General features: G+C 70.3%; 21 protein-coding genes. 12 read left to right on the plus strand and 9 right to left on the minus strand.

Translation table 11 applies throughout. The features are described from left to right. Positions 1-73: 73 nt before the first annotated feature. The 3 genes from OG741_RS12545 (at position 74) to OG741_RS12555 (ending at position 6,993) form a co-directional block, all read left to right on the plus strand. Entirely contained in the window at positions 74-1,867 is a 1,794-nt protein-coding gene (locus OG741_RS12545; protein ID WP_405597053.1) for an ABC transporter ATP-binding protein, read from the plus strand. Beyond that, positions 1,867-3,606 (plus strand): ABC transporter ATP-binding protein, encoded by a 1,740-nt coding sequence (locus OG741_RS12550; protein WP_405597056.1) that lies wholly within the window; start codon positions 1,867-1,869, stop codon positions 3,604-3,606. The genes OG741_RS12545 and OG741_RS12550 overlap by 1 nt, the downstream gene beginning before the upstream one ends. Before the next feature lie 624 nt (positions 3,607-4,230). After that, positions 4,231-6,993, plus strand: a complete 2,763-nt coding sequence (locus tag OG741_RS12555) for a LuxR C-terminal-related transcriptional regulator (protein ID WP_405597059.1) — start codon at positions 4,231-4,233, stop codon at positions 6,991-6,993. A gap of 89 nt (positions 6,994-7,082) precedes the next feature. On the opposite strand, the gene OG741_RS12560 is transcribed toward OG741_RS12555, so the two are convergent. From OG741_RS12560 to OG741_RS12575, 4 genes are all read right to left on the minus strand, one after another. Beyond that, positions 7,083-8,255, minus strand: a complete 1,173-nt coding sequence (locus tag OG741_RS12560) for a thioester reductase domain-containing protein (RefSeq protein ID WP_405597061.1) — start codon at positions 8,253-8,255, stop codon at positions 7,083-7,085. 53 nt (positions 8,256-8,308) lie between these two features. Then, a complete protein-coding gene (locus OG741_RS12565) occupies positions 8,309-9,553 on the minus strand; it encodes an aspartate aminotransferase family protein (RefSeq protein WP_405597062.1) in 1,245 nt (414 codons plus the stop codon). A gap of 26 nt (positions 9,554-9,579) precedes the next feature. Beyond that, on the minus strand, positions 9,580-10,002 hold the full coding sequence (locus OG741_RS12570; RefSeq protein WP_405597064.1) for a type II toxin-antitoxin system RatA family toxin: 423 nt from the start codon (positions 10,000-10,002) through the stop codon (positions 9,580-9,582). 143 nt (positions 10,003-10,145) lie between these two features. After that, positions 10,146-11,126: a BTAD domain-containing putative transcriptional regulator gene (locus OG741_RS12575; RefSeq protein ID WP_405597066.1), complete on the minus strand. Its 981-nt coding sequence runs from the start codon at positions 11,124-11,126 to the stop codon at positions 10,146-10,148. A gap of 271 nt (positions 11,127-11,397) precedes the next feature. Between OG741_RS12575 and solA the strand changes: the two genes are divergently transcribed. Together solA and OG741_RS12585 are read left to right on the plus strand one after the other, a co-directional pair. Next, a complete protein-coding gene (gene solA / locus OG741_RS12580) occupies positions 11,398-12,540 on the plus strand; it encodes an N-methyl-L-tryptophan oxidase (RefSeq protein ID WP_405597069.1) in 1,143 nt (380 codons plus the stop codon). Positions 12,541-12,601: 61 nt separating this feature from the next. Next, entirely contained in the window at positions 12,602-13,081 is a 480-nt protein-coding gene (locus OG741_RS12585) for a GNAT family N-acetyltransferase (protein WP_405597071.1), read from the plus strand. 334 nt (positions 13,082-13,415) lie between these two features. Here the strand turns inward: OG741_RS12585 and OG741_RS12590 are convergent, their stop codons facing one another. Then, entirely contained in the window at positions 13,416-15,467 is a 2,052-nt protein-coding gene (locus OG741_RS12590) for a DHA2 family efflux MFS transporter permease subunit (protein ID WP_405597073.1), read from the minus strand. 162 nt (positions 15,468-15,629) lie between these two features. Here OG741_RS12590 and OG741_RS12595 point away from each other — a divergent pair, with 162 nt between their 5' ends. Together OG741_RS12595 and OG741_RS12600 are read left to right on the plus strand one after the other, a co-directional pair. After that, positions 15,630-16,535 (plus strand): peptidoglycan-binding protein, encoded by a 906-nt coding sequence (locus OG741_RS12595; RefSeq protein WP_405597075.1) that lies wholly within the window; start codon positions 15,630-15,632, stop codon positions 16,533-16,535. 153 nt (positions 16,536-16,688) lie between these two features. After that, positions 16,689-17,366: an HAD-IA family hydrolase gene (locus OG741_RS12600; protein WP_405597076.1), complete on the plus strand. Its 678-nt coding sequence runs from the start codon at positions 16,689-16,691 to the stop codon at positions 17,364-17,366. A gap of 36 nt (positions 17,367-17,402) precedes the next feature. Here OG741_RS12600 and OG741_RS12605 read toward each other — a convergent pair whose 3' ends face one another. After that, positions 17,403-17,987, minus strand: a complete 585-nt coding sequence (locus OG741_RS12605) for a TMEM165/GDT1 family protein (RefSeq protein ID WP_405597078.1) — start codon at positions 17,985-17,987, stop codon at positions 17,403-17,405. 268 nt (positions 17,988-18,255) lie between these two features. Beyond that, entirely contained in the window at positions 18,256-18,996 is a 741-nt protein-coding gene (locus OG741_RS12610; RefSeq protein ID WP_405597080.1) for an ABC transporter permease, read from the minus strand. A 166-nt stretch (positions 18,997-19,162) separates the two neighbouring features. On the opposite strand from OG741_RS12610, the gene OG741_RS12615 reads away from it, so the two are divergent. The 5 genes from OG741_RS12615 (at position 19,163) to OG741_RS12635 (ending at position 25,380) form a co-directional block, all read left to right on the plus strand. Further along, positions 19,163-19,816, plus strand: coding sequence for an HNH endonuclease family protein (locus OG741_RS12615; protein WP_405597082.1), 654 nt, complete (start codon positions 19,163-19,165; stop codon positions 19,814-19,816). Positions 19,817-19,909: 93 nt separating this feature from the next. Next, complete coding sequence (locus OG741_RS12620; RefSeq protein ID WP_405597084.1) at positions 19,910-21,604, plus strand: alkaline phosphatase D family protein; 1,695 nt, start codon at positions 19,910-19,912, stop codon at positions 21,602-21,604. Positions 21,605-21,700: 96 nt separating this feature from the next. After that, the gene (locus tag OG741_RS12625; protein ID WP_405597086.1) at positions 21,701-23,791 is read left to right on the plus strand and encodes an FAD/NAD(P)-binding protein; all 2,091 of its coding nucleotides are present in this window, start codon (positions 21,701-21,703) and stop codon (positions 23,789-23,791) included. A gap of 58 nt (positions 23,792-23,849) precedes the next feature. Beyond that, entirely contained in the window at positions 23,850-24,308 is a 459-nt protein-coding gene (locus OG741_RS12630; protein WP_266476835.1) for a DoxX family protein, read from the plus strand. Positions 24,309-24,720: 412 nt separating this feature from the next. Then, positions 24,721-25,380, plus strand: a complete 660-nt coding sequence (locus OG741_RS12635) for a DedA family protein (RefSeq protein WP_266476833.1) — start codon at positions 24,721-24,723, stop codon at positions 25,378-25,380. On the opposite strand, the gene OG741_RS12640 is transcribed toward OG741_RS12635, so the two are convergent. Beyond that, positions 25,334-25,609, minus strand: a complete 276-nt coding sequence (locus OG741_RS12640) for a DUF2277 domain-containing protein (protein WP_266476831.1) — start codon at positions 25,607-25,609, stop codon at positions 25,334-25,336. The two genes, OG741_RS12635 and OG741_RS12640, sit on opposite strands and share 47 nt — an antisense overlap. Before the next feature lie 56 nt (positions 25,610-25,665). Then, positions 25,666-26,823, minus strand: a complete 1,158-nt coding sequence (locus OG741_RS12645) for a serine hydrolase domain-containing protein (RefSeq protein ID WP_405597089.1) — start codon at positions 26,821-26,823, stop codon at positions 25,666-25,668. Between the last annotated feature and the right edge of the window lie 118 nt (positions 26,824-26,941).

The following is a 26,941-nucleotide window of genomic DNA, read 5'->3' on the forward strand; positions in this document are numbered from 1 at the left end:
AGTCGCGCGTCGGGTACAGTCATTCCATCTATTAGACACCGTCTAACGTCTAACTGAGCCTCTGGAGGACCGGATGGCCGCGGAAAAGGCCGCACTTGGCGAGATCCTTCGCCCGATCAAGGGACGGCTACGACTGGCCGTCGCCGCCCAGGCCGTTTCGGCGGTCGCCGGCGTCGTCCCCTTCATCGCCATCGCCGAACTCGGCCGGGTACTGCTCGACAACGAGCCCGACCGCAACAGCGATGCCTGGACCATCACCGCGATCGGCGCGGGCGCCCTCCTGGTGCGGCTGATCTTTCTGCTGGCATCGGGCGCCATCTCCCACTTCGCGGACAACGAACTGCAGCTGCACATCCGGCGAAGCCTCGTGGACCGGCTCGGCCGCGTCCCGCTGGGCTGGTTCTCCGCCCGTAACTCCGGCTCGGTGAAGAAGGCCGTGCAGGACGACGTGGACGCGATGCACCACATGATCGCCCACTCGGTGCTCGACATGACGGCCGCGACGGTCGTGCCGGTCACCTCGCTGGCGTATCTGTTCTGGGTCGACTGGCAGATGACCCTGGTGACGATCGCCCCGCTGGTCATCGGGCTCGGTCTGTACAGCATCACGATGGCCGGGATGGCGAGCCACCTTCCCGAGTACGACAAGGCGATGGAGCGGATCAACGGCAGCGCCGTCGAATTCGTCCAGGGCATCGCGGTCGTCAAGACCTTCGGGCAGACCCGCCGGGCGCACCAGCAGTTCGGTGCGGCGGCGGACGACTTCTCCTCGTTCTTCCTCAACTGGGTGCGCTCCACGCTCAACTCCAAGGCCGCGGCCGAGATCGTGCTGTCCCCGATCGCCGTCCTGGTGGCGGTGCTGACCGGCGGCGCGCTGTTCGTGACGAACGGCTGGATCGCCGCCGTGGATCTGCTGCCGTTCGCCCTGCTCGGGATCGGTCTCACCGCGCCGGTGCTCGCCCTGTTCTACGCGAGCTACGAACTGCGGTTCGCCAAGGGCGCGGCCGAGCGCGTCAGCGAGATCCTCGCCACCGAGGAGCTCCCGGTCTCCGTCGCGCCCCGTACCCCCGCCGGGAACCACGTCAGCTACAAGGACGTGCACTTCTCCTACGACGGCAAGAAGGAAGCCGTGGCCGGTGTCGATCTGGAGCTCGCCCCGGGCACGGTCACCGCTCTGGTCGGCCCCTCGGGTTCGGGCAAGAGCACCCTGGCCACCCTGCTTCCGCGGTTCGGCGACGTGACCGGCGGCTCGATCACCATCGGCGGCGTCGACATCAGGGAACTGGCCCTGGAGGATCTGTACAGCCGGGTCGCCTTCGTCTTCCAGGACGTCAAACTGACCCAGGACACGGTCGCCGAGAACATCCGGATGGCACGGCCCGACGCCGATCTGTCCGAGGTGCAGGCCGCCGCCCGCGCCGCCTGCGTCCACGATGTGATCGAGGCGCTGCCGCGCGGCTACGACTCGGTGATCGGCGAGGACGCACGGCTGTCCGGCGGCCAGGCGCAGCGCGTCTCGATCGCCCGGGCGCTGCTGGCCGACACCCCGATCATCGTCCTCGACGAGGCGGCGGCCTTCGCCGACCCGCAGTCCGAGGCCAAGGTGCAGGACGCGCTCTCCGAGCTGACCCGCGGCAAGATCGTGCTGCTGATCGCCCACCGGCTGTCGACGGTGGTCGACGCGGACGTGATCGCGGTGCTCGACGACGGAAAGATCGTCGAGCGGGGCACACACTCCGAACTGGTCGCCCGGGGCGGCAGGTTCGCGCGGATGTGGCACGCCCATGAGAAGACGGCTCAGTGGCAACCCCACCAGCCCACGTTGATCACGACCGTGAGCGCCGCTCCGGTGGGAGGGAACAGCTGATGATCCGCCAACTGCTCAATGTGGTGGGCCCCGAGCAGGGAGCTCCCGTCCGCAGGATGCTCGTCGCCCTGGCGGTGGGCGCGGTGCTCCAGGGCATCGCCTTCGCCCTGCTGGTCCCGATTCTGGAGGCGTTGTTCGGCTCCGATCCCGACTCGGTCTGGCCGTGGATCTGGTCGCTGCTCGGCGTGTCCTTCCTCTACTGCGCGGTCTATTACGACAGCCTGCGCACCGGATTCCAGGCGGGCGCGACGCTCTCCAGGACCCTGCACCACCGGATCGGTGACCAGGTGGCCTCTCTGCCGCTGGGCTGGTTCGCACCGGAGCGGGTCGGGCAGCTCGGCCAGCTCGCGACGAAGAGCGTCATGGACATCATGGGCGTGCCGGCGCATCTGCTGCGGCCCCTGGTGACCAGCTTCCTCACCCCCGCCACCGTCGTGCTGGTGATGTACGCCTTCGACTGGCGCCTCGCGCTGGCGGCCACGCTCACCGTGCCGGTGATCGTCGTGGTCTACCGGTGGAGCGCCGGTCTCAACCAGAAGGCAGACGAGGCACGGACCGCCGCACACGCCGTGACCGGCGGCCGGGTCGTCGAGTTCGCCCAGCTCCAGCCCGTTCTGCGGGTTTTCGGCCGGGGCGGCAAGGGCGCCGGAACGCGCGGGCTCGACGACGCGCTGCACACCCAGTACGAGGCGTCCCGCAAGGTCCTCGTCACGGGCGTGCCCGGTCTGATCAGCTTCGCCCTCGTGGTCCAGGCGGCGTTCACCGTCATCCTGGTGACCGGCACGTATCTGGCCCTGGACGGGGGCCTGGACGTGGCCAAGCTGCTGGCGATCCTGGTCCTTTCGGCCCGGTTCACCGAACCGATCGCCGAGACCGCGGTGCTGGGCTCGACCCTTCGTACGGCACGCTCCGCACTCGACCGGGTCTCCGATCTCCTCGAGCAGCCCCAGCTCCCGCAGCAGGACGACCCGCGGGTCCCGCTCGGCAACGCGATCGAGTTCGAGAACGTGTCCTTCAGCTACGACGGGACTCCGGTGCTCTCCGGGGTGTCGCTGGTCATGGAGGAGGGCACGATGACCGCGCTGGTCGGCCCCTCCGGTTCCGGCAAGACCACGGTCAGCAAGCTGATTCCGCGGTTCTGGGACGTGGACTCCGGTGTGGTGCGGGTCGGCGGCGTCGACGTGCGCGACATCGACCCCGAGGTGCTGATGTCCCGTATCTCCGTGGTGTTCCAGGATGTCTACCTCTTCGAGGGCACCATCATGGAGAACATCCGGGTGGGCCGCCCCTCGGCCACCGAGAGCGAGATCCGCGAGGTCGCCCGGCTGGCCCGGGTGGAGGAGATCGTGCAGCGGCTGCCCGACGGCTGGGACACCAAGGTCGGTGAGGGCGGCGCCCTGCTGTCGGGCGGTGAGCGCCAGCGGGTGTCGATCGCCCGCGCGATCCTCAAGGACGCACCGATCGTGCTGCTCGACGAGGCGACCGCCTCGCTCGACCCGGAGAACCAGCAGGCGGTCCAGGAGGCACTGAGCCATCTCACCGCCGGCCGGACGCTCCTGGTCATCGCGCACAGGCTGCAGACCGTGGCCGCCGCCGACCAGATCCTGCTGCTCGACGGCGGAAGGATCGCCGAGCGCGGCAGGCACGAGCAGCTGATCGCCGCGGATGGCCGGTACGCCGACTTCTGGGCGGAGCGGAGCCGTGCTCAGCGCTGGCGTCTTACCCGTCAGTACTCCTGACGGATATTCAATTCAGCCACCCTGCACGGTCACTTGTCCCCGGTCCACGACCGGGGACAAGTGGTATCCGGACGCGGACACGAAGGAGGCATCTCCCCCCTCAGCACGGCAAACGGAACCCTCTAGCAGAATGCGTGGCCTGAAGTCCCCTCAACCGGAACGGCGTCTTGCAGGATGTCAGAATTGCCGGTCCATCTTGCCGCTCCCCTGCCGCGCAGGACCTGAATGCCCGAACCACCAGGCAATTCAACGTCTGCCGCCCCCGCCATAATCATTCAAGTCCCGCTTGCAACATGCCGGTCTATACTTGCAATCGTCCTGATGACCCACCAGGTTCGAGTGACGAAAAAGCAGCGCTGATTTTCGGCCGACCGGGGAGCAGAGTAGTTGAAGAAGCACGCTTCTCCCAGGTTACGGGCTCATTAATCAGCCAACACGCCAAGACATCTGAGGGTTCCAGGACATTCATCGAAGGGTGCTGACATTCTTCCTGCGGGGGCTTGAGAACATATGTCAACAGATGTTGTTTTCCACTGGCCAATAACTGCACGAGATACCGAACTCGACGCCGTCGAAAGCGCCCTGGGGCGAGGCAGCGGGGCGATTCTGGTCGGCGGCTCCGGTGTGGGCAAAAGTCTGCTTCTGTCCACCGCACTGGAGCGGGCGGCCGACGAAGGCCGGACGGTCCTGTCCGTCGGCGGGGCGAGCTGGAACAGTGGCACGCGGGCCAAGGGGTTCGGATCGCTCGCCGAATGCCTGGAGTCCGTCGAACCGTCCACCCTGGACGGCGCCGCGGCCGAGCGTCCGGTCGTCGGCATCGACGACGCCCATCTGGTCGACGCCGCATCCGGCCACCGCCTCCACCGGCTCGTCGCAGCGGGCCGCCTCAGCGTGCTCGCCACCAGCCGCAAGGACGCGATCACCCCGGCCGGCATCGACAAGCTCTGGGTCGACAGGCTCATCGACCACGTCGAAGTGGCTCCGTTCGACAGGGCCGCGCTGGGCGACGTCCTGCGCGCCCGCCTCGGCGGCCACACCGACACCTCCACGCTGGAGCGTCTGTGGGCAGCGACCCACGGAAACGCGCTGATGCTGCGCGAACTCATCGAGCACTCTCTCGAGGACGAGTCGCTGCGCTGCCTGAACGGGACCTGGGTCTGGCAGGGCCTGACCGAACGCCCGGGCAAGCGGCTGTCCGACGTCATACGACTCGGACTGCGGGACCTCAGTCACGACGAGAACGAACTCGTGAACATGCTCGCCGTCGCCGAGCCGCTGGAAGTCGACATCGCCGCCGCGTCGGGCCTCGCCCACGCGGCGGAGTCACTCGACCTGCGCGGCATCGTGACCGTCGAGCGCACCGGGGCCCGCGTGGACCTGCGGCTCGCCGTACCGCTGAGCCGCGTCGTGGTCGCCTCCCGGATGTCCGACCTCACCGCACAGCGACTGCGCCGGCAGGTCGCCGACGCCCTGGAACGTACGGGCGCCCGCCGGGTCGAGGACGTCCTGCGCATCGTCTCCCTGCGGATGGAGGCGGGCATCGTCCCCGAGCGGGACCAGCTCCTCGCCGCCACCCGCACCGCGATCCAGCGCCGGGACTTCGTACTCGCGGAACGCCTGTGCCTGCTGGCGCTGCGCGACACCCCCTCGGAGGCCGAGTCGGCGCCCTATCGCCCGGTGCCGGACTCCGTGGAGTACGGAACGGACCTGTGCCGCGTGGTGACCCGCGCGGCCCGGAGCTCCGAGCCCTCGGACTGCATCCGCGCCGCTCTGCTGCTCGGCCAGGTCCTGATCGGCAAGGGATCCCACCAGGAGGCCGAGGCGGTCCTGGCCACGGCGCTCGAATGCGGCGTCGAGGTGCCGCACGCCGAGTACATCGCCGCGGTGCACACCCGGGTCATCAACCTGGCCTGGAGGCTGCGGCGGGTGCCGGACGCCGGGGCCGTACTGGCCCACGCCATCAAGGCCGTCGGCTCCGAGCAGGCCGGGGTGCTGCACGGCAGCCGCGCCATGATCGCCGTGATGTCCAACCGCCTCCAGGACGCCGTCGCCATCGGTGACACCGTGCTGGGCGCCGAGGCCGCGGGTCTTCCCGTCGCCCAGGCGCTGGTGCCCGTCGTGGCGTTCGCACGGACCGAACTCGGGGACCCCGCGGGCGCCCTGGAGCTGCTGAACAGCTACCGGGACGTCTCGTACGACTGGGACACCGACGCGCTGGTGCTCGTCGACGCCGTCGCCGCACGCTGCTCCTACCTCGCGGGCAATCTGCAGGAGGCGGCCGACACCCTGGACGCCCCGCGCCGCTACGACTCCACCGACCGCTGGCCCGTACTGGTACAGAGCATCATCGCCAGGTCCAGGCTGCTGCGGCTGCTGGGCCAGCCCGAGCGGGCCGTCGTACTGCTGCGGCAGGCGATCGCCTTCGAGACGGGCCACGAATGGCCGGCGACACGGGCCTGGCCGCTGGCCCAACTGGCGGGCGCGCTCGCCGAGTCGGGCCTGCACTCGGAGGCCCTGCGCACCCTCGTCGAAGCCCGTCTCGTCCAGCGCGAGGCGGTGTCGCACCCGATCGCCGAGGACGAGATCGCACACGACCGCGCACTGGTGCTCGCCCACACCGGAGACCTCACCGGTGCCGTCGCCCAGGCCGTCGAGCTGGCCGAGGGCGCCGCGGCCTCAGGACGCACGGTCACGGCGGTGATCGCGCTGCATCTGGCGGCCCGGATCAAGGAGAGCGCCGCGTGCCGCTTCCGCAACCAGGCCCGCGAGCTCGCCGCGCAGAGCACCGGGGGCCTGGTACGGGTGATGGCCGATCACATCCAGGCGCTCGCCGAGGCCGACGGCAATGTGCTCGCCAAGGTCTCCAAGCAGTTCCGCGACATGGGAGCGTTTCCGCTCGCCGCCGAGGCCGCCGCGCAGGCGGCCCGCGCGTACCGGGCATCGGGCCAGCGCCGCAAGGGCCGCGAGGCCTGGGCGGCCTGCCAGGACATGCTCCGCGCCCGCGGTGGCGCCCTGCCGCCGTGGATGGTGAGCGAGAGCCGCGGCGAGAGCGACATCGCGCCGCTGACCCCGCGGGAGCGCGAGGTCGCCGCGCTCGCGGCGACGGGTCTGTCGAACCGTGACATCGCGAACCAGCTGGTGGTCTCCGTGCGCACCGTGGAGAACCATCTGCACCGCATTTACCACAAGTTGGGCATCACCGCGCGTAACAACCTCAAGCAGGGCCTGGACCAGGCGACCACGCAGTCCGACAGCATGAGCCGGATGGCATCGATGCAGCTGATCCGCTCGGCCGAGCCCGGATCTCCGGCTCCGGAGAACAAGGACACCGACCGGCGCACGCCCCGCGAGTCCAGCCTCCGGTTCGTCGACCGGCCCGCCTCCTGAAGCTCTCCTGAGGTCGCCGGCACGGTGGTCCGCCGACATGAAGGTGTCCCGCGAGGTTCCTCGCGGGACACCGTTGTTTCGTCAGCGGTTCACAGGCACGGGTCCGGCAGCACGTCATGGCGGACGAAGTACGCCACGTAGGCGGCGAACACCTTCTCGTCGATGCTCGGGCACTCGACCCCGGAGCCGCTCAGGAACTCCCTGGTGTCGCCGTCGGCGAACTCCGCGACCTCGACCTTCTCCAGGTCCACGATCATGGCCATCAGCGGGTACATGGAGTTGTGGACGTCGGCCGAAATGCCCTTCATCCACTTGATGATGCTGACTTCCTTCAGCTCGTACCCGGAGCTGCGGATGAGGCCCAGAATCTCGTCGGAGTCCAGCGACCCGGGGCTCACCTCGTGGAACGCCCTGCCGATGGACGCCGGGTCCCGGGAGATCGCGACGATGGCGGCGCTGACGTAGTCGACCGGCACCATGTTCATGTCGAGGCGGAACTTGCGCGGATAAAGGCCCGCCTGGATGGATCCCTTGATGAACCGCCAGACGAAGTCGTTCGGCTGGCACGCTCCGCTGCGCGTGTCGCCCCACACCTGCCCGGGGCGGTGGATGGTCGTGGGCACACCCCTGCGCCCGGCCTCGCGCACGAGCTGCTCGGCAACCCACTTGCTCTTGGTGTAGCCGAGCGACAGCTTCTCCGGCGGTCCGGTGGGATCGGCCTCTCGCCTCGGCCCGAGGGCGGCCTTGGGCTCGAAGACACCCGTGGTCGACACATGGTGCAGGGCGGCCTTCGCCGCGCACGCGAATCGCAGGATCTCGTGTGTTCCGTCGACCGTCGACTTGCGCAGCCACTTGTACAGCGTAAGGAAGTTGACCTTGGCCGCGGAATGGTAAATGGCGCCGATCCGCCCGGCCAGTTCGGCATAGGCGGGCTCATCCATACCGAACCGGGGCTTCGTCACATCCCCGGGAACGACCCTGATCCGGTCCAGATCGACCTCGTCGATTTCGTACGTGTCCAGGTTGGCCTTCAGCCGGCCGAGTCCCGCTTCGGCGTCCGCGGCTCGCACCAGGCAGTGCACGACAAGGCCACGCGCCAGCAGTTCCTTCAGCAGAAATGCCCCGAGAAAACCGGTCGCGCCGGTGAGGAACACTTCGGATACGGTGTGCGGATCCGGAGCCGTGAAACCGGTGATGTCCTCGTGCAGAACGACATCGTCGGCGAACTCCTCGGTGACTTCTGAATGCGTGAGCGAAGTCATCAGTTATCTTCGTTCCTTCCCCGGGACATTCGTCCGGTTCGGTGCCGCGGCAGTTATGCGCCGGCGGCGGCCTTTGCGATCGCGCCGGCGAGCAGTGACAGCGCCTCTTTCACGTCCTCGTCGGTCGCGACGATCGGCGGGAGCAGCCGCACGGTCGTCGGACGGCTGATGCAGGGGGAGACGACCAGACCGCTCTGGGCGAGTCCCGCGAGTACGTCGCCGGACAGCTCCGGCGAGCGGAAGTCGATGCCCCACAGCAGTCCACGGCCTCGCACGGCGACGACGATGTCGCTGTGCTCCTCCTGGATCCGCGCGAGTCCTTCCGCCATCGCCGCGGCGACGCGGGCGCCGTCCTCGGCGTGCTGCTCGATGGTGGCCAGGGCCACGGGAATCACCGCGGTGCCCAGCGGATGGCCGCTGAAGGTGGCGGTGTGCTTCATCGGATCGGTCAGCAGGGGCTGGAAGAGCCGGTCGTTGCCCACCGCGGCCGAGACCGGGACGACGCCGCCGCCCAGGGGCTTGCCCAGCAGTACGGCATCCACCGGCAGCCCTGCCTCCAGCGCCACGGACTTGGCGCCGCACCGCCGCAGGCCGACCTGGATCTCGTCGGAGATGACAAAGGCACCGTGCTCGTGGGCGTCGCGGCACCACTGCGCCAGGACGGCCTCGTCCAGCACCTGCACACCGTTCTCGGCCTGTACGGGCTCGAAGATGACGGCAGCGACGTCCTGTTCGCGGATGACCCGCGCGACCGCCTCGGGGTCGTCCGGGTCGACATGGACGACGCCCTGGAGCAGCGGCTCCAGGCCCGCCCTGAAGCGCTCGTTGTGGGTCAGCGCGAGGGCGCCGAGGGTCTTTCCGTGGAAGGCTCCGTCGACCGCGATGACGGTCATCCGGCCGGTGGCCATCCGGGCCAGCTTGAGGGACACCTCGACGGCGTCAGCGCCGCCGCATCCGAAGAAGACCCGGTTGAGGACTCCTCCGAAGTACTCCGACAGGCTCTCCGCGGCCATCGGCGACACGGGGCTCTGGACCGTCCTGGTCGACGCCGGCATCACGTCCAGCTGGCCGCGTACGGCGTCGATGACCGCCGCGTTGCGATGGCCGAGGAGTGCGACGGCGTACGAGCCGAAGTCGAGGACGGACCGGCCGTCCGAGAGGGTCACCCGGCAGCCGTCCGACGAGGACTCGACGGCACCCTGCCCGGAGAACTTACCGGCCACGGAAAGCGCCGGAGAGAAATGGCGCTTCACGCGCCGGAAGGTTTCCTTGGCGTCACCCGAGCGAAGGTCACTCATTGCTTCTCCTTCTAGAGGCTCTGGTCCTAGAGGCTCTGGCCGACAATTCCGGCCTGGTAGCCTTCCAGCGCCTTGGCCACCGCGGGATGAATCATTTCGGCAACCATCGGCAGACCGATGTCGAATTCCACGTTCAGTTCGAGGCCGACAACACCGTCGCCGTCCTCGACGACCTGCCAATAGCCCTCGTAGTGGGCGAGATCCCCCTCGGTCTGGCGGAACTCCAGACGCCGCCGCTCGGCGTGGATGACGTCCTCCTGGTCCCACTCCATCTCGGAACCCTTGAGTTCGACCACCCAACTACTGGTCCGCCGACCGTCCTCCTCGCCGTTGACGGTCACCTCATTGACGCCCTCCATGTACGAAGGGAACGCCTCGCAGTCCAGAAGCACCTTCCACACCTGGTCCGGTGTCCCGGCACTCTTGTGAGTCGTGTGCAGCACGGCCACGGAAATCTCCTCTCAGAAATCGAATTCCCGCTCATCAGCGATTCGCATTGTAGTTTGACGCGCCACTCACCTGGGCATTCAAATGCCCATATCTGACACGCAATTGACAGACTGACAAACGGGCCCGATCCGGCACCGGGAGTTCACGCGGAATCCCTGCGCCGGGCAGGGACGCGCTCTTCCACCAGTGCCATGAGGCGGTCGAGTTCCGAGCGGAGTGTGTGCTGTTCGGAGGTCAGCTGGTCCACCCGCCGTCGCAGCCGCAGCAGTTCGAGGTTGCTCGCACCCTCGCGGTGCGGGGTGTCACCGTCGCCGTACTCCTCCGCCACCGTGTGCTCGACCGCGGCCTGCGCCTGGGCCTGCCACCGGCTTCCGGCCTCGTGGATCTGGCGTACGGGCACGGTCAGCACCGGCGCCGCGCCCGTACCGACCTCGGCGGCGCGACGTCGCCGTACGGTGTCGCGCACGGTGCGCGCCTCGCCCGGCCGGCCGCTGCGCTGGAGCGAGAGGGCCAACTGGTCGCGGAAGCGCTCCCGCAGAGGGTGATCGGCGACCAACTCCTCCAGCTGGGCGATCACTTGGCGGTGCTGGCCCATCCGGAGCGAGGCGTCGCACAGGTCCTCCAGAGCGAGCAGCCGCTCCTCCTCCAGCCGCGCGGCGACACCCGCACTCAGCGGTCCGTGCGAGCCGCCGGCCAGCGCGGGACCGCGCCACAGCTTCAGGGCCTTGCGCAGCAGGACGCACGCGGAATGCGGATCGGACTCCAACTGCCGCTGGGCGCGCGCCACCAGGAGCCGGAACTGCACACTGTCGAGTTCGTCGGGCCGCGCCTGCAGCAGATAACCGGAACCCCGCGCGACCAGGCGCGGCGTATTTGCCCGGGAGGGCTCCACCTCGATCAGCTGCTGCCGCAGCCGGGACACGTGCGCCTGCAGCGCGTTGATGGCCTTGTCCGGTGCGTTGCGTCCCCAGAGCTCGTTGATCAGCGCTTCCGTGGGCACCGGAGATCCCATCCGGACCAGCAGCGCCCCGAGCAGCACCCGCTGCTTGGGACTGGTCAGCTGGACGCTCCGTTGTCTGACCTCGTCGTAGATCTCGGGAGTCCCCAGTACACGGAATTGCATCCAAACCTCCACCGGTCGTCGCGCGCTGCACCGCGCGGCGCCATGAGCTGACCACGCGCCGGGACCCGGCTTCATGAGTACTCAGGTACTCAAACCTCTTCCGCGTCCCGGCTTCGCGGCGCCCCGACCCGGCCCCCGACGGTCCCCCGGAGGGCCAACCGCCGGGCGGTCAGGGGCGGCCACAAGGTGAGTAGCCGGTACTCAGGCATACGCGCGGGGGCGCGTGGTGGTGTGGACCCTGAGCACCTGACGACAGGCGGGAGTGAGTGACATGACTCGGTGGGACGCTGAAGCTGCGGTCGTGGGACTCGGGGCCTGGGGCGCCTCGGCCCTGTGGAAACTGGCTGCCCGGGGCGTCGACGTCCTGGGCTTCGAGCGCTTCACACCGGGTCATTCACTCGGTTCCTCCCACGGCGGGGCCCGGATGTTCCGGCTCGCCTGTCTGGAGCACCCTCGGCTCGTCCCGCTCGCACAGCGGTCCCGTGAGCTGTGGTCGGAGCTCGAAGACGCGGCACAGGAGCAGCTGTTCGTCCCCACCGGCGGACTCATGATCGGCCCCGAGAACGGCCACATCGCCGGCGGCACGCTCAGCTCGGCCCGCGAGCACGGCATCGACGTACGCACCTTCACGGCCCGCGCCCTGCGCTTCCAGTACCCGCGCCACACCGCCGTACCGGACCATCACATAGGCGTCTGGGAACCGACCGCCGGGATCGTACGGCCGGAGAGGACCGTACGCTCCGCCGTCGCACTCGCCCGGCACGCGGGCGCCCGCGTGTACACCGACACCCGGATCACCTCGATCGAGCCGGTGCCGGGCGGAGTTCTCCTGCACACGGCGCAGCGGACCGTACGGGTGCGGCAGGTCGTCGTGACGGCCGGCTCCTGGCTGGCGTCGCTCGTACCGGGGCTGCCGCTGGAGACGGTACGCATGCCGATCACCTGGTTCCGGCAGCTGGAGCCGGACGACAGCTTCACCCTGGACAGCTTCCCCGTCTTCATGCGGGAGCTGGACGACGTCCGGGTGCTGCGGGGAAGCGGGATGGAGGGCGGTCACGACATCCAGCTGAGCCTGGAGGACCGCAGTGTGTCGGCCAAGCCGATCGACCCCGACGACAGCGACCGTTCGGTGGCGTCCGAGGACTGGTCGGACCTGGCGGCCATGCTGCCCGCCAAGATCCCGGGCCTCGAGCCGGTGCCCGCACGGGTCGCGGTCTGCATGGCGACCCGCACCCCGGACGGGCAGTTCGTGATCGGCCGCCCCGGGGGTGACCCGCGCGTGATCGTCGCGGGCGGCGACAACACGCACGGCTTCCAGCACGCGACCGGCATCGGCGAGGCCCTGGCGGATCTCGTCCAGAACCGGCCGACGAGGGTGCCGCTGGACTTCCTCTCCCCCGACCGGTTCGCCTGACGGGTTCGCCTGACCGTTAATCGTTGGCCAACGGCTGCGCCGCTCCGGTACAGAGATCGTCATGACGAGCTGGACCCTGGCCCCCGAGGCCTTCGACTCCCCCGACGCGAGTGCGCTGCGGCGCGAGTACTACGACGAGGTCGCGAGCCGCTACTGGCAGCGCCCCGCGACCGACGAGGAGATCGACCAGGGCCTGGCCGGGGACGGCGCGGAGCAACTCGTGCCGCCCACGGGCCAGTTCGTAGTCGGCCGCCACGACGGCAAGGCGGCGTCCTGCGGCGGCATCCTGATGCTGGACGCCGAGCGGGCGGAACTCACGCGTGTGTATCTACGGCCCGCCTTCCGGGGCACGGGGGGCGCCGGTCTGCTCATGGAGCTGCTGGAGGCACAGGCGCGGGTCCTGGGCGCGAGACGGATGGTGCTGAACACACGACTGGACCTGGTCGAGGCGCGGGGGCTGTATGTGCGGCACGGGTATGGGGAGATCCCGGCGTATTGCACGGGGCCGTACATGGAGATCTGGTACGGCAAGGAGCTGTAGGGGGCGCGGGTGCGGGTGCCGCTGCGCGGGGCGTTTCCCCCACCCCGCCCCTTCCCGTAACCAAGGGGCTTCGCCCCCTGGACCCCCGTATGCGACCTCCGGCCGCATGTCCTCAAACGCCGGACGGGCTGAACAACTCAGCCCCGCCGGCGATTGAGGCGCGGTCCCGGACGCGAAATTCAGCCCCTCCCGCGTTTGAGGAGCGGGGGTCCGGGGGCGGAGCCCCCGCACGGGGTTCGGGGCGGAGCCCCGGTGGGGTCCGGGGGCAGCGCCCCCGGTTCGGGAAGGGGCGGGGTGGGGAACAAGCCCGCCGCAGGCGCACCCGCAGAGGCGGTCACGGCGCTTGGTGGTCCCCCGGCGGCGGGCGGCTGTACGGCCGCTCCGCGTCCGAGCCGCACAGCTCCGCCGTCAGCTCCCTCACCAGCTGCACCAGATCCGTCGGCCTCTCCGGCCCCCACCAGTCCCCCAGCAACTCCGCGAGCGACTCCTCCCGCGCCTGCGCCAGCCGGACGGCGACCTCGTCGCCCCGGTCGGTGAGCAGCAACTGCAGCCCCTCGCGGCGGGCGAGGCCCCGCACCTCCACCTGGCGGGCGGCCTCGGTGATGGCCCGCAGCGGCACCGGCGTGGTGTCCGCGAGCAGCGCGGGCTGCACCATGCCGTGCCGCCGGATGCGCAGCAGCAGCCAACTGGCCGCGGGCAGCATGTCGTACCCCGCCTTCGCCGTGATCTTCTCGTAGATCCGCTGCCTCCCCTCGCGCGAGCCGAGCACCGACAGCGCCCGCGCCACCTCCTCGTGGGAGGAGCGCTCGACCGGGTTGGAGGCAAGGGTTTCGCTGGGGTCGGGCGCGGTGACCGAGCCGCGCAGCTTGTCCTCCTTGAGGAACCAGGAGACGAGGAAGGCGAGGACCACCACGGGTACCGCGTACAGGAAGACGTCCGTGATGGACGAGGAGTACGCCTGGAGCACCGACGGCCGCAGCGCGGGCGGCAGTTCGGTGATGGCGCGCGGGTCGGCGGCCAGCTGTCCGGGGCCCGTGCCTGAGGGCACGGACTCTCCGGCGAGCGCGTCGGAGAGTTTGTCCCCCAGGCGGCTCGTGAAGATCGTGCCGAAGATGGAGACGCCGAACGAGGCCCCGATGGAGCGGAAGAAGGTCGCGCCGGAGGTGGCGACACCCAGGTCCTCGTATCCGACGGAATTCTGGACGACGAGTACGAGTACCTGCATGACCAGACCGAGCCCGGCGCCGAAGACGAAGAAGTACGTGCTCATCTCCCAGGTGGAGCTGGACACGTCGAGCTGGTGGAGCAGGAACAGGCCGACGGCGGTGATGCCGGTGCCCGCGATGGGGAAGATCTTCCAGCGTCCGGTGCGGCTGACGATCTGCCCGGACGCGGTGGAGGCGATCAGCATGCCGAGCACCATCGGCAGCATGTGGACGCCGGACAGGGTGGGCGAGACGCCCTGCACGACCTGGAGGAACGTCGGCAGATAGGTCATCGCTCCGAACATCGCGAACCCGACGATGAAGCTGATGACCGCGACGAGCGTGAAGGTGCGGATCCGGAACAGTTTGAGCGGCAGCACCGGTTCGGTGGCGCGCTGCTCGACGTACACGAAGGCGACCAGCAGTACGGCGCTGAGAGCGGCGAGGGAGATGATCTGCGCCGAGCCCCAGGCCCAGGTGGTCCCGCCGAGGGAGGCGACGAGGACCAGACAGGTGGCGACGGAGGCGATCAGGAAGGTGCCGAGGTAGTCGATGGTGTGCCGGGTCGGCCGGACCGGGGGGTGCAGTACGGCGGCGATGACAAGGAGCGCCACGACGCCGATCGGGAGGTTGATGTAGAAGACCCAGCGCCAGCTGAGATGTTCGGTGAACAGGCCGCCCAGCAGCGGGCCGAGCACGCTGGTCGCGCCGAATACCGCACCGAACAGGCCCTGGTACTTTCCGCGTTCGCGCGGGGAGACGATGTCGCCGACGATCGCCATGGACAGCACGATGAGGCCGCCGCCGCCCAGGCCCTGCAGTGCGCGGAAGCCGATGAGCTGCGCCATGTTCTGGGCGACGCCGCACAGCGCGGAGCCGATGAGGAAGATGACGATCGCGGCCTGGAACAGCTTCTTGCGGCCGTACTGGTCACCGAGCTTGCCCCACAGGGGGGTGGCGGCGGTCGAGGCCAGCAGGTATGCGGTGACCACCCACGACAGATGGTTCAGGCCGCCGAGTTCGCTGGCGATGGTGGGCAGCGCGGTGGAGACGATCGTCTGGTCGAGGGCGGCGAGCAGCATGCCCAGGAGGAGTGCACCGATGGCGACCATGACGGTCTGCCGGTTCTGCCCCTCGCCGGGGGCCGGGCTCACGGCCTCGGTGCTCATCCCCTGAGCCATGCCGTTTTCACTCCTCGCCGGTCTCTTGACCACTCTCCTCCCCATCCTGGTGGTTGTGGCCGGTTATGGCCTGCCGAGTGTGCGGCCGGGAGGGCGGGCGCTGTTGGGCGTCACGAGGGGCGGCTGCATAATCGCTCGCAGTGCAAGGGGAGGGATCCAGCGATGACCGGACACCAGTGTCCTGAATGCGGTACGCCGCGAGATGCCGGGGGCAGAGCCGGGCCCGGCTGCGCCTGTGCGGAGCGGGCCGCGGACGCGGTGCGGGCAGAGCGGGATGCGGATGCCGCGACGGCAGGGGACTTCGATCCGCTGCGCGTACGGCCTTATGTGACGTTGCAGAACGTGGCCGAAAGCGGGGTGGCGCCGGACGGGGGGACTGTGCCGCTGCCGCGCGTGGTGGATGCCGCGCCGCACGACGGGCCGGACGCTCCCGGCCGGGACACGCTCGACCCGGTGGACCTCACGCCGGCCAACGTCACCCCCGCGCGCCATCGTCGGCGCAAGCGCTCGTACAAGGGGCTCGTCGTGGCCGCGGCGGCGGTGACGGTGGCCGGGACCGCGGCGTTCGCCGGCGGCCTGTTCTCCGGGGACGACGACAAGGAGAAGGCTCTGCCGGACAGGGGGACGGTCGCGCCGACCGTCAGTCGGCTGCCGGATGCACCCACATCCGGGCCGACCGGTTCCGCTTCGGCCGACGCGTCGGCTTCGGCGTCCGGTACGGCGTCCGGTACGGCGTCCGCGGATCCGTCCGCGACCTCGGTGGCCTCCCGCGACTCCTCACCGGCGGATCCCGCGTCGTCCACGGCGCAGACCACGGGCTCGGCGTCCCAGGCGTCCCAGACGCAGGGCTCGGGCACGCTGCGCAGCGGGGACAGCGGGGCGGCGGTCGTGGATCTGCAGCAGCGGCTGGCCGAGGTGCTGCTGTACGTGGGTCCGATGGACGGTGAGTACGACCAGTCCGTGGCGGATGCGGTGCGGGCCTTCCAGAACACCCGGCATGTCAAGGGCGACCCCAAGGGCGTCTACGGCCCCAAGACGCGCCGGGCCCTGGAGGCGGAGACGAACTAGCCGGGGTGGACGCGGGAGCCCGGGTGGACGCGGGAGCCCGCGCTTTGTATCGTGGTGGAACAAAGTGGTTCCGCCCGTACTCCCTGACCGGCGGGCGGAGCCGCCTTGTTTTCTTCTCCCGCGTTTTCTTCTCCCGCGCTCTGGAGTACGCCGATGCCGGCAACCGCACCGTCCGTCCTGACCGCCCGCGCCCTCCTGCTCGACATGGACGGCACCATCGTCAACTCGGACGCGGTGGTGGAACGCTGCTGGCGCCAGTGGGCGACCGAGCACGGCCTGGACCCGGAGGCGGCACTGAAGGTCGTCCACGGCCGCCAGGGGTACGCCACCATGGCGGCGCTGCTGCCGGACCGGCCGATGGAGCAGAACTACGCCGAGAACCGCGTGATGCTCGCCCAGGAGACCGCGGACACCGAAGGCGTGGTCCCCGTCGCGGGCGCCCCGGCCTTCCTGGCCGCGATCGCCGGGCTCCCCCACGCCCTGGTCACCTCGGCGGACGAGACCCTCGCCCGGGCCCGGATGACCGCGGCGGGCCTGCCGATGCCCCAGACCCGCGTCACGGCCGAACGCGTCGGCGCCAGCAAGCCGGACCCGGAGGGCTTCCTCAAGGGCGCGGCGGAACTGGGCTTCGCTCCGGCGGACTGCGTGGCCTTCGAGGACTCCGAGGCGGGCATCGAGGCGGCACGCGCGGCGGGCATGCGGGTGGTGGGCGTGGGCCCGCGCGCCAAGTCGCTCTCCCCGGACGTCCACGTGGAGGACCTGACGGGCCTGCGGGTGACGGCGGGCCCCGACGGCCTCATCCACCTCACCTTCGGCCCCGCCCACGTCTGAGGCCAGGCGCCCCCGCCCCCACCCGAACCACCCCCCTCAGCCCGCGACCGCCTCCACCAGGCTGAGCCCCGCCAGCCCCAGCATCAGCCCCGCCGCCACCCTCGTGATCAGCCGCAGCGGCACGTACCTCATCAGCGTCCGCCCGCCCACGATCCCGATGCCCGCGACCGCCCACAGCGCCAGCACCGCACCGATCCCGACCGAGACGGGGCTGTCGTAGCGCGCCGCGAGATTCGCGGTCATGATCTGGGTCAGATCGCCGAACTCCGCCACCAGAATGAGCATGAAGCCCGCCCCGGAGACCTTCCAGAAGGACTGGTCCGCCGGGGCCTTGACGTGTTCCCCGTCGCCCTCGTCCTTCTTCATGAGCAGCATCAGCGCTCCCGCGAGGAAGAGCAGCCCGACCACCGCCTGCACCAGCCGGTGCGGCAGCAGGGTCAGTACGCTGCCCGCGGCGATGGCGAGCGTGACATGGACGGCGAAGGCGGCGGCGACACCGGCGAAGACGTACGAGGCGCGGTAACGGGTGCCGAGCATCAGACCGGCGAGTGCGGTCTTGTCGGGCAGTTCGGCGAGAAAGACGACGCCGAAGGTGATCGCCATGACGGTGAAGCTGATCACGGGTGATTCCTCAATCGGTCGGGCGCGGCCCTGCCGAGAGTCCTGAGCTTTTCAGGGGTCGCTTCGGCACGGCAGCGCCATGAATACGTACATGGGCACTGCGGCCGAAGGCCTCGCTGGCGGACCTCACCGAGGCCGCCTCCGGGCGCCGGCCGGGCACGAGGCCCGGCAGTATGTCGACGTTCCGGCGAAGAGCTACTCCCCTTCTGCTCGTCAAGGGTACCCAAGCGCCTCCGGCACACGCGGGGCACACCCCGCGTACGCCCCCTCACGCCGGATCCCGGTACAGCCGCCCCCGCGCCACCAGCTCGAGGACCAGCGAGACCGCCACCGCCTGCACCGCCATCAGCGCGACCAGCACAAACAGCTGCACCGCCCCGGCCAGCAGCGGGGAGGCCCCGCCGAGCAGCATGCCGACGAACGCGCCGGGCAGGGTGACGAGTCCCACGGTCCTGGTCTGATCGAGCCCGGGCAGCAGCGCGTCGGACGCGGCCGGGCGGGCCACCTCCAGCCGGGCGTCGCGATCCGGCAGCCCGAGCGCCATCCCCGCCTCGACCTCTCCGTGTCGCAGCCCCAGCTCGTCGAGGGCCCGCCGCCCGCCGAGGACGGTCGCGGTGAGCGCGCCGCCGATGAGGATCCCGGTGACGGGGATCAGCGCGATGCCCTTGAGCGGAACGAGACCGGTGAGGAGCAGGGCGCCGACGACGGGCGCGACGCCCGCGGCGATCGGCAGCCAGGCCCACCACCAGGTTCCGTTCTTGGTGATACGCCGGCCCGCTGTGCGTACGGCGACCGCGTACATAAGGAGCAGAAACGCGAGCAGCAGCGGCAGGGAGTCGACGACCCAGCGGATCACCAGGGAGACGACGGCGAGTTGGACCGTCGCGCGCACGCCCGCCACGGCGATCTCGCGTGCCCTGCCCAGGTGGGCGCCGGCGGCCACCGTGGCCGCCGCGGCCAGCAGCACGGCGAGTACGACCCCGAAGGTGACATTGACCGTCAGCAGCACCCGGCAACCCTACGACGTAACACGGCGTATGCCGGGGCGTCAGAAACCTTGATATGACGTGCCCATGTCGCCACCCTGTTACCTGGCGCACCCCCCAAGGAAACCTGGTGCCGCCAGCATGGCCACGCCCGAACGGCCAAGCTCCCCCCACATCAAAGGAGTTCGCATGCCTGGTGTCTACGCGCGTAATGCTCGCCGAATAGCCGTACTCGCCGCAACCTCCGCACTCGCCGTGACCGGCCTGCTGGCCACCGCACCCGCGGCTCAGGCCTCCCCGCCCACCCCGGTCAGCGCCTCCACCGCCCGTACCTACCTCAGCCAGCTGACGGTGAAGGCGGAAGGCTCCTCCACCGGCTACAGCCGCGACCTGTTCCCGCACTGGATCACCCAGTCGGGCACGTGCAACACCCGTGAGGTCGTCCTCAAGCGCGACGGCACGAACGTCGTCCAGGACTCCAGCTGTGCTGCCGTCAGCGGCAGTTGGTTCTCCGAGTACGACGGCGCCACCTGGACCCTCGCCTCCGACCTGGACATCGACCACGTCGTGGCGCTCTCCGAGGCATGGAAGTCCGGTGCCAACAGCTGGACCACCGCCAAGCGCCAGCAGTTCGCCAACGACCTGACCCGTCCGCAGCTGATCGCGGTCACCGACAACGTCAACCAGGCGAAGGGCGACCTCGACCCGGCCGAGTGGCTGCCCTCACGCACCTCGTACCGCTGCATGTACACGCGGATGTGGGTGCAGGTGAAGTACTACTACAACCTGTCCGTGGACTCGGCCGAGAAGAGCGCGCTGCAGGGCGTCCTGAACGGCTGCTGACCTGCGCCTGACGGTTCGGCCACGATCACGGCCGGAACCTGGCCGCCCACCTCTGTCGTTCCGTACCGTACGGGGCGACAGAGGAGGGCACACATGGCGGGCCTGCGCCTGGGACCACTACTGCGGTTTGTCGACTGGGAGACCGGCGGGAGCGCGACCGTCTGGGTCGAGGCCGACCGGCCGTGCACGGCCGAGGTCCGGTGCGCGGACGGCGCGCAGGGCTCCTCGCGCACGTTCCAGATCGCGGGGCACCACTACGCCCTGGTCCCGGTCACCGGACTGACACCCGGCACCACGACCGCGTACGAGGTGCTGCTGGACGGCCGCCGCGTCTGGCCGCTCGAAGGCTCCGGCTTCCCGCCGAGCACGATCCGTACACCCGATGTGCCCTGTGACGGCGTCACCGTCTCCTTCGGCTCGTGCCGCTGGTCGGCCGCGCCCGCCGGGGAGCACGACCCGGTCGGCCCGGACGCGCTGGACACCCTCGCGGTCAAGCTCGCCGCCGAACCCGCGGCCGAGCGCCCCGACGTGCTGCTTCTGCTGGGCGACCAGGTGTACGCGGACGCGACGTCGAAGGCGACCCGGGCATGGCTCGCGGCCCGCCGGGATCTGCGCGAGCCCCCGGGCGCGGAGGTCGCGGACTACGAGGAGTACACGCACCTCTACGACGAGTCCTGGTCCGACCCCGAGGTGCGCTGGCTGCTCTCCACGGTCCCCAGCTGCATGATCTTCGACGACCACGACGTGATCGACGACTGGAACACCAGCGAGTCCTGGCTTGCCGAGATGCGCCGGACGCCGTGGTGGCAGGAGCGGATCGTCAGCGGCCTGATGTCGTACTGGGTCTACCAGCACCTGGGCAATCTCTCCCCCGCCGAACTGGAGTCGGACGAGCTGTACGCGGCGGTACGGGCGGCGCCCGACGGGACCGACCTGCTGAGGAGCTTCGCGGGGCGGGCGGACGCCGACCCGGCCTGTGTGCGATGGAGCTACCGCCGCGACTTCGGCCGGACCCGGCTGCTGATGGTGGACACCCGCGCGGGCCGGGTCCTGGACGAGCAGCGGCGCTCGATGCTGGACCCCGACGAGGCCCACTGGCTGCGCGAACAGGCCCTGGCCGGGCGGGGCTCGTACGACCATCTCCTGATCGGCACCTCGCTGCCCTGGCTGCTGCCGCCCCTGATCCATGACGCGGAGAGCTGGAACGCCGCGCTGTGCCGGGGCGAGCGGGGCGCACGGTGGGCGCGCTTCGGCGAGGATCTGCGCAGACGGGCCGACCTGGAGCACTGGGCCGCCTTCCCCGACTCCTTCGAGAAGCTGACGCGGCTGATCGCGGAGGCGGGCAGCGGCCCGGACGCACCGGCGACGGTGTGTGTGCTGTCGGGCGACGTCCACCACGCGTATGTCGCCGAACCCGAGTGGCCCGGCGAGGCGCCCGGTGCCCGGGTGCTGCAACTGACCTGTTCGCCCGTGCACAACTCCATCCCCCGCTCCGTGCAGCTCGGCTTCCGCTTCGGCTGGAGCCGGACGGGACGGCGGCTCGGTCATGCCCTGGCCCGGCACGGCAGAGCGGGCAGGCCGACCGTCCACTGGGGGCGCACGGGCGGTCCCTGGTTCGGCAATCAGCTGATGACGCTGACGCTGCGCGGGCGCTCGGCGGATCTTCGGCTCGATCAGGCGCGGGCGGTGGGAGCCGAGGACATGGGTCCGGACGGCGGTGCGCGGCTGGTCACGGCGGATGAGCGGGAGCTGACAGCGCACCGTGATCCTTCCCACAGCGGAGGGTGATCATCGGTCCCAGGGGTTCGACTCCGGGCGCGGCCCCGGCATGATGAGCCGGACACTCCGCTTCCAAGCACCCCACATGCACCGGGAGTTCCCGTTTTGTCCGACGTACGCGACGACGCACGGTCCGTAGTTCCCCCCTCCGGCGCCCGCGCCATCGCAGTCGTGGGGGTCGGCCCGCGCGGCACCTCCGTCCTGGAGCGGCTCTGCGCCTCGGTGCCCGAGCTGACCCCGGACACGCCGCTGACGGTCCACCTGGTCGACCCCGCACCACCCGGCCCGGGCCGGGTGTGGCGCACCGACCAGCCGGTGGAGCTGCTGATGAACACCGTGGCCTCGCAGGTCACTCTGTTCACGGATGACAGCGTTGACTGCGAAGGTCCGATACGCCCCGGTCCGAGCCTGTACGAGTGGGCTTCGGCGCACACGGACGAGCAGTTGGGCCCGGACGACTATCCGACGCGGGCCTGTTACGGGCGCTATCTGGAGTGGGCGTTCCGCAGGACGGCGGACGCCGCCCCGGAGACGGTGACGGTCCGGGTCCACCGGGCGCGGGCGATACGGCTTGAGGACGACCGGGACGATGGGGCCCGCGACGCGGCCGGTGTCGACGGCGTGCACGCGGCCGGGGCCGACGCCGTGCACGAGGCTGCTCGCGCCGATGACGGGGGCGGGGTTCGGCGTCCGGCCGCGCGGCGGCAGACCCTCACACTCGACGACGACACCACGCTCACCGGCCTGTCCGCGGTGATCCTCGCCCAGGGGCATCTGCCCGTGGTCTCCCGACAGGCCCAGGCACATCTCGCCGAGTACGCCTCCCGCCACCGCCGTCTGCGCTACTACGAGCCCGCCAACCCCGCCGACCTCGACCTCTCCGCCGTAGCTCCCGGCGAATCGGTCCTGCTGCGGGGCCTCGGCCTCAACTTCTTCGACCACATGGCCCTGTTGACGACCGGCCGCGGCGGGACCTTCGTACGCGACAGCAGGGGCGCGCTCGTCTACCGCCCCTCCGGCCGCGAGCCGCGCATGCACGCGGGATCGCGGCGCGGCGTTCCGTACCAGGCACGCGGCGACAACGCCAAGGGCGCATCGGGCCGGCACGAACCCCTCCTTCTCACCCCGGACGTGATCGCGGTCTTCCGCAAGCGCGCGGACGAGGGCGATCCACCGGAGTTCCTGACCGAGGTCTGGCCGCTGGTCGCCAAGGAGGTGGAGACGGTCCACTACGAGGCACTGCTCGCGGGTCCCGACGGCCTCGTGCCCCGCGGCTTCCGCTCCCGCTATCTCGACGCCCCGCACGGCAGCCCCGAGGAGACCGCCGTACTGGACGAGTTCTCGATCGCGCGCGCGGACCGCTGGTCCTGGGACCGTGTTTCCCGCCCGTACGACGGCCAGAGCTTCAACTCCCCCGCCGAGCACCGCGGCTGGCTTCTAGCGCATCTGCGCCGGGACGCCGCCCAGGCCGCGCTCGGCAATGTCGCGGGCCCGCTGAAGGCCGCGCTCGACGTGCTGCGCGATCTCCGCAACGAACTGCGGCTGATCGTGGACCACGCAGGGCTCTCCGGCACGTCCCGGCGCGACCACCTGGACCGCTGGTACACCCCGCTGAACGCCTTCCTCTCCATCGGCCCGCCGCGCCGCCGGATCGAGGAGATGACGGCGCTGATCGAGGCGGGCGTGCTGGATGTGGTCGGCCCGCGCACGTGTTTCGCAACGGCGGAGGGGGTCTTCACCGCCGAGTCGCCCGACGTGCCCGGATCGCTCGTCACGGCGACGACGCTCATCGAGGCGCGGCTGCCGGAGCCGGATCTGCGACGGACCTGCGACGAGTTGCTGGGCCGGCTGATGAAGACGGGCCAGTGCCGCCCGCACGCGATCGACGGTTACGAAACCGGAGGGCTGGACGTAACGCAGCGCCCGTACCGTCTGATCAACCGTCAGGGCCGCCCGCACCCCCGGCGTTTCGCGATCGGCGTGCCCACCGAGGGCGTGCACTGGGTGACCGCGGCCGGGGCCAGGCCTGGCGTCGACTCGGTGACGCTCTCGGACGCGGACGCGGTGGCACGCGCCGCGCTGCGCACGCTCCGAGGGCGGCGGGAGTGCGCAACAGACAGCGGGACGGGCAGCGAAACGGAATCACTGGCAGAAATCGACCTCCGGTCGAAAGTTGAACTTGCAAGCATTGATTAGGTCTGCCTAACCTGGGGCCCCCTCGTCGGTTCACGTCCCCAGACCGAAGGAGCCCCCCATGGCGCACCCCTCGCTGTCCACCCGGCTCAACAACGCCCAGCCGTATGTGCTGAGCCTGTTCCGCATCGTCGTAGGCCTGCTCTTCACCTGCCACGGCGCCCGCTCACTCTTCGGCCTGCTCGGCGGCACCACCGTCCCGGCCGGCACCTGGCCCGAGTGGTACGCCGCGGTGATCGAACTGGTCGGCGGCGCGCTGGTGCTGCTCGGCCTCGGCACCCGCAGCGCCGCGTTCATCGCCTCGGGCTCGATGGCGTACGCGTACTTCAACGTCCACCAGCCCAAGGGCCTGTTCCCGATTCAGAACAGCGGCGAGGGAGCCGCGATGTTCTGCTGGGCCTTCCTGCTGCTGGTCTTCACCGGCCCCGGCGCGCTGGCGCTGGACCGGCTGTTCGCGCGCGGCGGGAGCCGGGCGGCGGACGAGGAGCGCAAGGAACAGTCCACGCCGGTCGCGGTCTAGGCCGTGTTTTAGAACTCCCGCCTGGCTCGCGACGCCTGGCACGCACACTCGCTGCGTTGTCGGAGTCATCCAAGTACGTCCAGTACGAGGATGATCCTCCGCCTTGCGATTGCACGCACCAGACGCCGCGAGCCCCGCCCTACGGGCGGACGGCGCTAGTTCTAAAACACGGCCTAGGTCCAGGGCTGGGCCCAGGTCCAGATCCAGGTCCAGCCACGCCGAATTCCGGAGCGCCCGGGTCCCCTTGAGGTGGATCCGTGTGTTCCGTTTTGCCCGACACGTGACGATCACTACATCCCCCACCCTGGCGATCCTCGAGCCGAACCCCAGGCGTACGCTGTACAGCTGTACTTGCCGCCCCTGCCGCTCCCCTGCGACGTCGCGGCCCTTTTCACGAAACCGGGGAGTTCGGGTGCTCGAGAGTGTGGGGTCGCTGACCGGCAGCCCATGGATCTACGCCGTAGTGGCGCTGTCCGTACTTCTCGACGTCTTCCTGCCCGTGCTCCCCAGCGGAGTCCTGGTGATCACGGCCGCGACCGCGGCCGCCGCGGGTACGACCACCGCAGCAGGCGGCTCCGTCCAGAGCGCGGCCGGGCAGGTCCCGCACGAAGTGCCCTCGCTCCTTGCCCTCGTCCTGTGCGCGGCCACCGCTTCCGTACTCGGCGACCTCGTCGCATACCGCCTCGCCTGGCGCGGCGGCGACCGGCTGGACCGTGCCATCGCCCGCTCCCGCAAGCTGACCAGCGCGCAGGAACGTCTTGGCTGGGCTCTCAGCCGCGGCGGCGGCGCCCTTGTCGTCATCGCACGCTTCGCCCCGGCCGGACGCTCGGTCGTCTCGCTGGGAGCGGGCGCGGCCCACCGCAAGGCCAGGGATTTCCTGCCCTGGTCCGCCCTCGCGGGCGTGGCCTGGGCGGGCTACAGCGTCGGCCTCGGCTACTTCGGCGGCCACTGGCTGGGCGCGACCTGGGTCGGCGCGGCCGTGTCCGTACTGGCGCTCTTCGCGGCGGGCGCGCTGGCGTCCTACGTCATGCGGCGCCCGAAGCGGGAACCGGCTCCGGAGCCTGCCGCTTAGTCCCTGTCCGGCTGCCACCGGAACCGCGCACCTCGAGCCCTTCGAGCAGCTTGCGGGTCGCCTCGGCTATCTCGTCGACGGCCTGCTCGAAGACCTCGCGATTGTGCGCGGCGGGGACATGGAAGCCGGACACCTTGCGTACGTACTGCAAGGAGGCGGCACGGATGTCCTCCTCCGTGGCCTCTTCGGGGAGGACGGGCGGGCGGAGAGTCTTGATGCTGCGGCACATGTCTTCAGTGTGCCTCGCGGGTGTGACAGTCGTCCGCGAAAGCGTCTCTGTGCTGGTCAGACCGCTGCCGCCGCCCGCACCACCGCCTGCGCCAGACGGTCGTTCTCCGCGGCTCCACCACCGGGCGGGTAGGCGAAGCGCCGGCGCACATAGCCGTACGCGACGCCGGATGCCGGGTCGGCGAAGCCCATCCCGCCCGCCGCGCCGCTGTGGCCGAAGGCCTCCGGGCCGAGGAACTGATACCGCACGCCCATCGCCTCGAAGCCGAGGCCGAAGTGGTCCACGTCGCCGGTGACCACGTCCGTGCCCACGGTGTGGAGGCGGCCGAACTCCGCGATCGTGTCCGGCTTCAGCAGGGGTGCCCGGCCGCCGGTCTCGCTGATGGCGGCCGCGTACATCCCCGCGACACCGCGCGCGTTGCCGACCCCGCCCCCCGAGGCCTGGCCCATTGCGCGTGCGTCACGCCTGTTGGCGAAGCGCACCAGGTCCGTCGGCGGCTTGGCATGGGCGTTGAAGGCGATGCCCATCAGGCTGTCGCGCGCCGGCGCGTTGGCCACGAGGTCGGCGAGCTGCTCGCGGGTGGGCTCCATCGGCTGGACGTCGAGCCAGCGCGCCTCGAGCGGTTCGGGCAGGCCGAGGTAGAAGTCGAGACCGTACGGAACCCTGATCCGCTCCTCGAAGAGCTCCTGGATCGACTGCCCGGTGACCCGGCGCACCACCTCGCCGGTGAGGGCGGCGATCACCAGGGCGTGATAGCCGTACGCCGTGCCGGGCTCCCAGAACGGGCGCTGACCCGCCAGCCGTTCGGCGATCAGCCGGTCGTCCGCGAGCTCCGCCTTGCTGAGGCCGCCGTCCGCACCGATCACCCCGGACTGGTGTGTGAGCAGCTGCCGCACGGTGAGTGCGCCCTTGCCCTCGGCCGCGAACTCGGGCCAGTAGTGGGCGACTTCGCGCTCCAGCTCCAGCGTCCCCTCCTGGACCAGCAGCGCCACGATCAGATGCGCCGCGCCCTTGGTGACGGAGTAGACGGCGGTGAGCGAGTCGCATTCCATGCCGTCCCCGGCCCACAGGTCGACGACCTGCCGCCCGTCGACACAGGCCGCGAGCTGCACCCCGGACGTGGTGATCCCCTCGTCGAATACGGCGGCGAATTCCTCCCGTACGGCCTCGAAGCCCTCGGCCACGGTCCCCTGCACGCCGGCTTCGGCGGTCATGCGTCCTCCCCAGTGATCCGCTGTACGTTCCGCGCGTCGCCCGCAACATACGCCACGCCGCCTGCCACGTCCGGCAGTTCACGGCGACGTACGCAGCCCGACGCCCATGGCGGTTGCC

It is taken from the genome of Streptomyces sp. NBC_01410, from assembly GCF_045040195.1.
Taxonomy (GTDB): Bacteria; Actinomycetota; Actinomycetes; order Streptomycetales; family Streptomycetaceae; genus Streptomyces.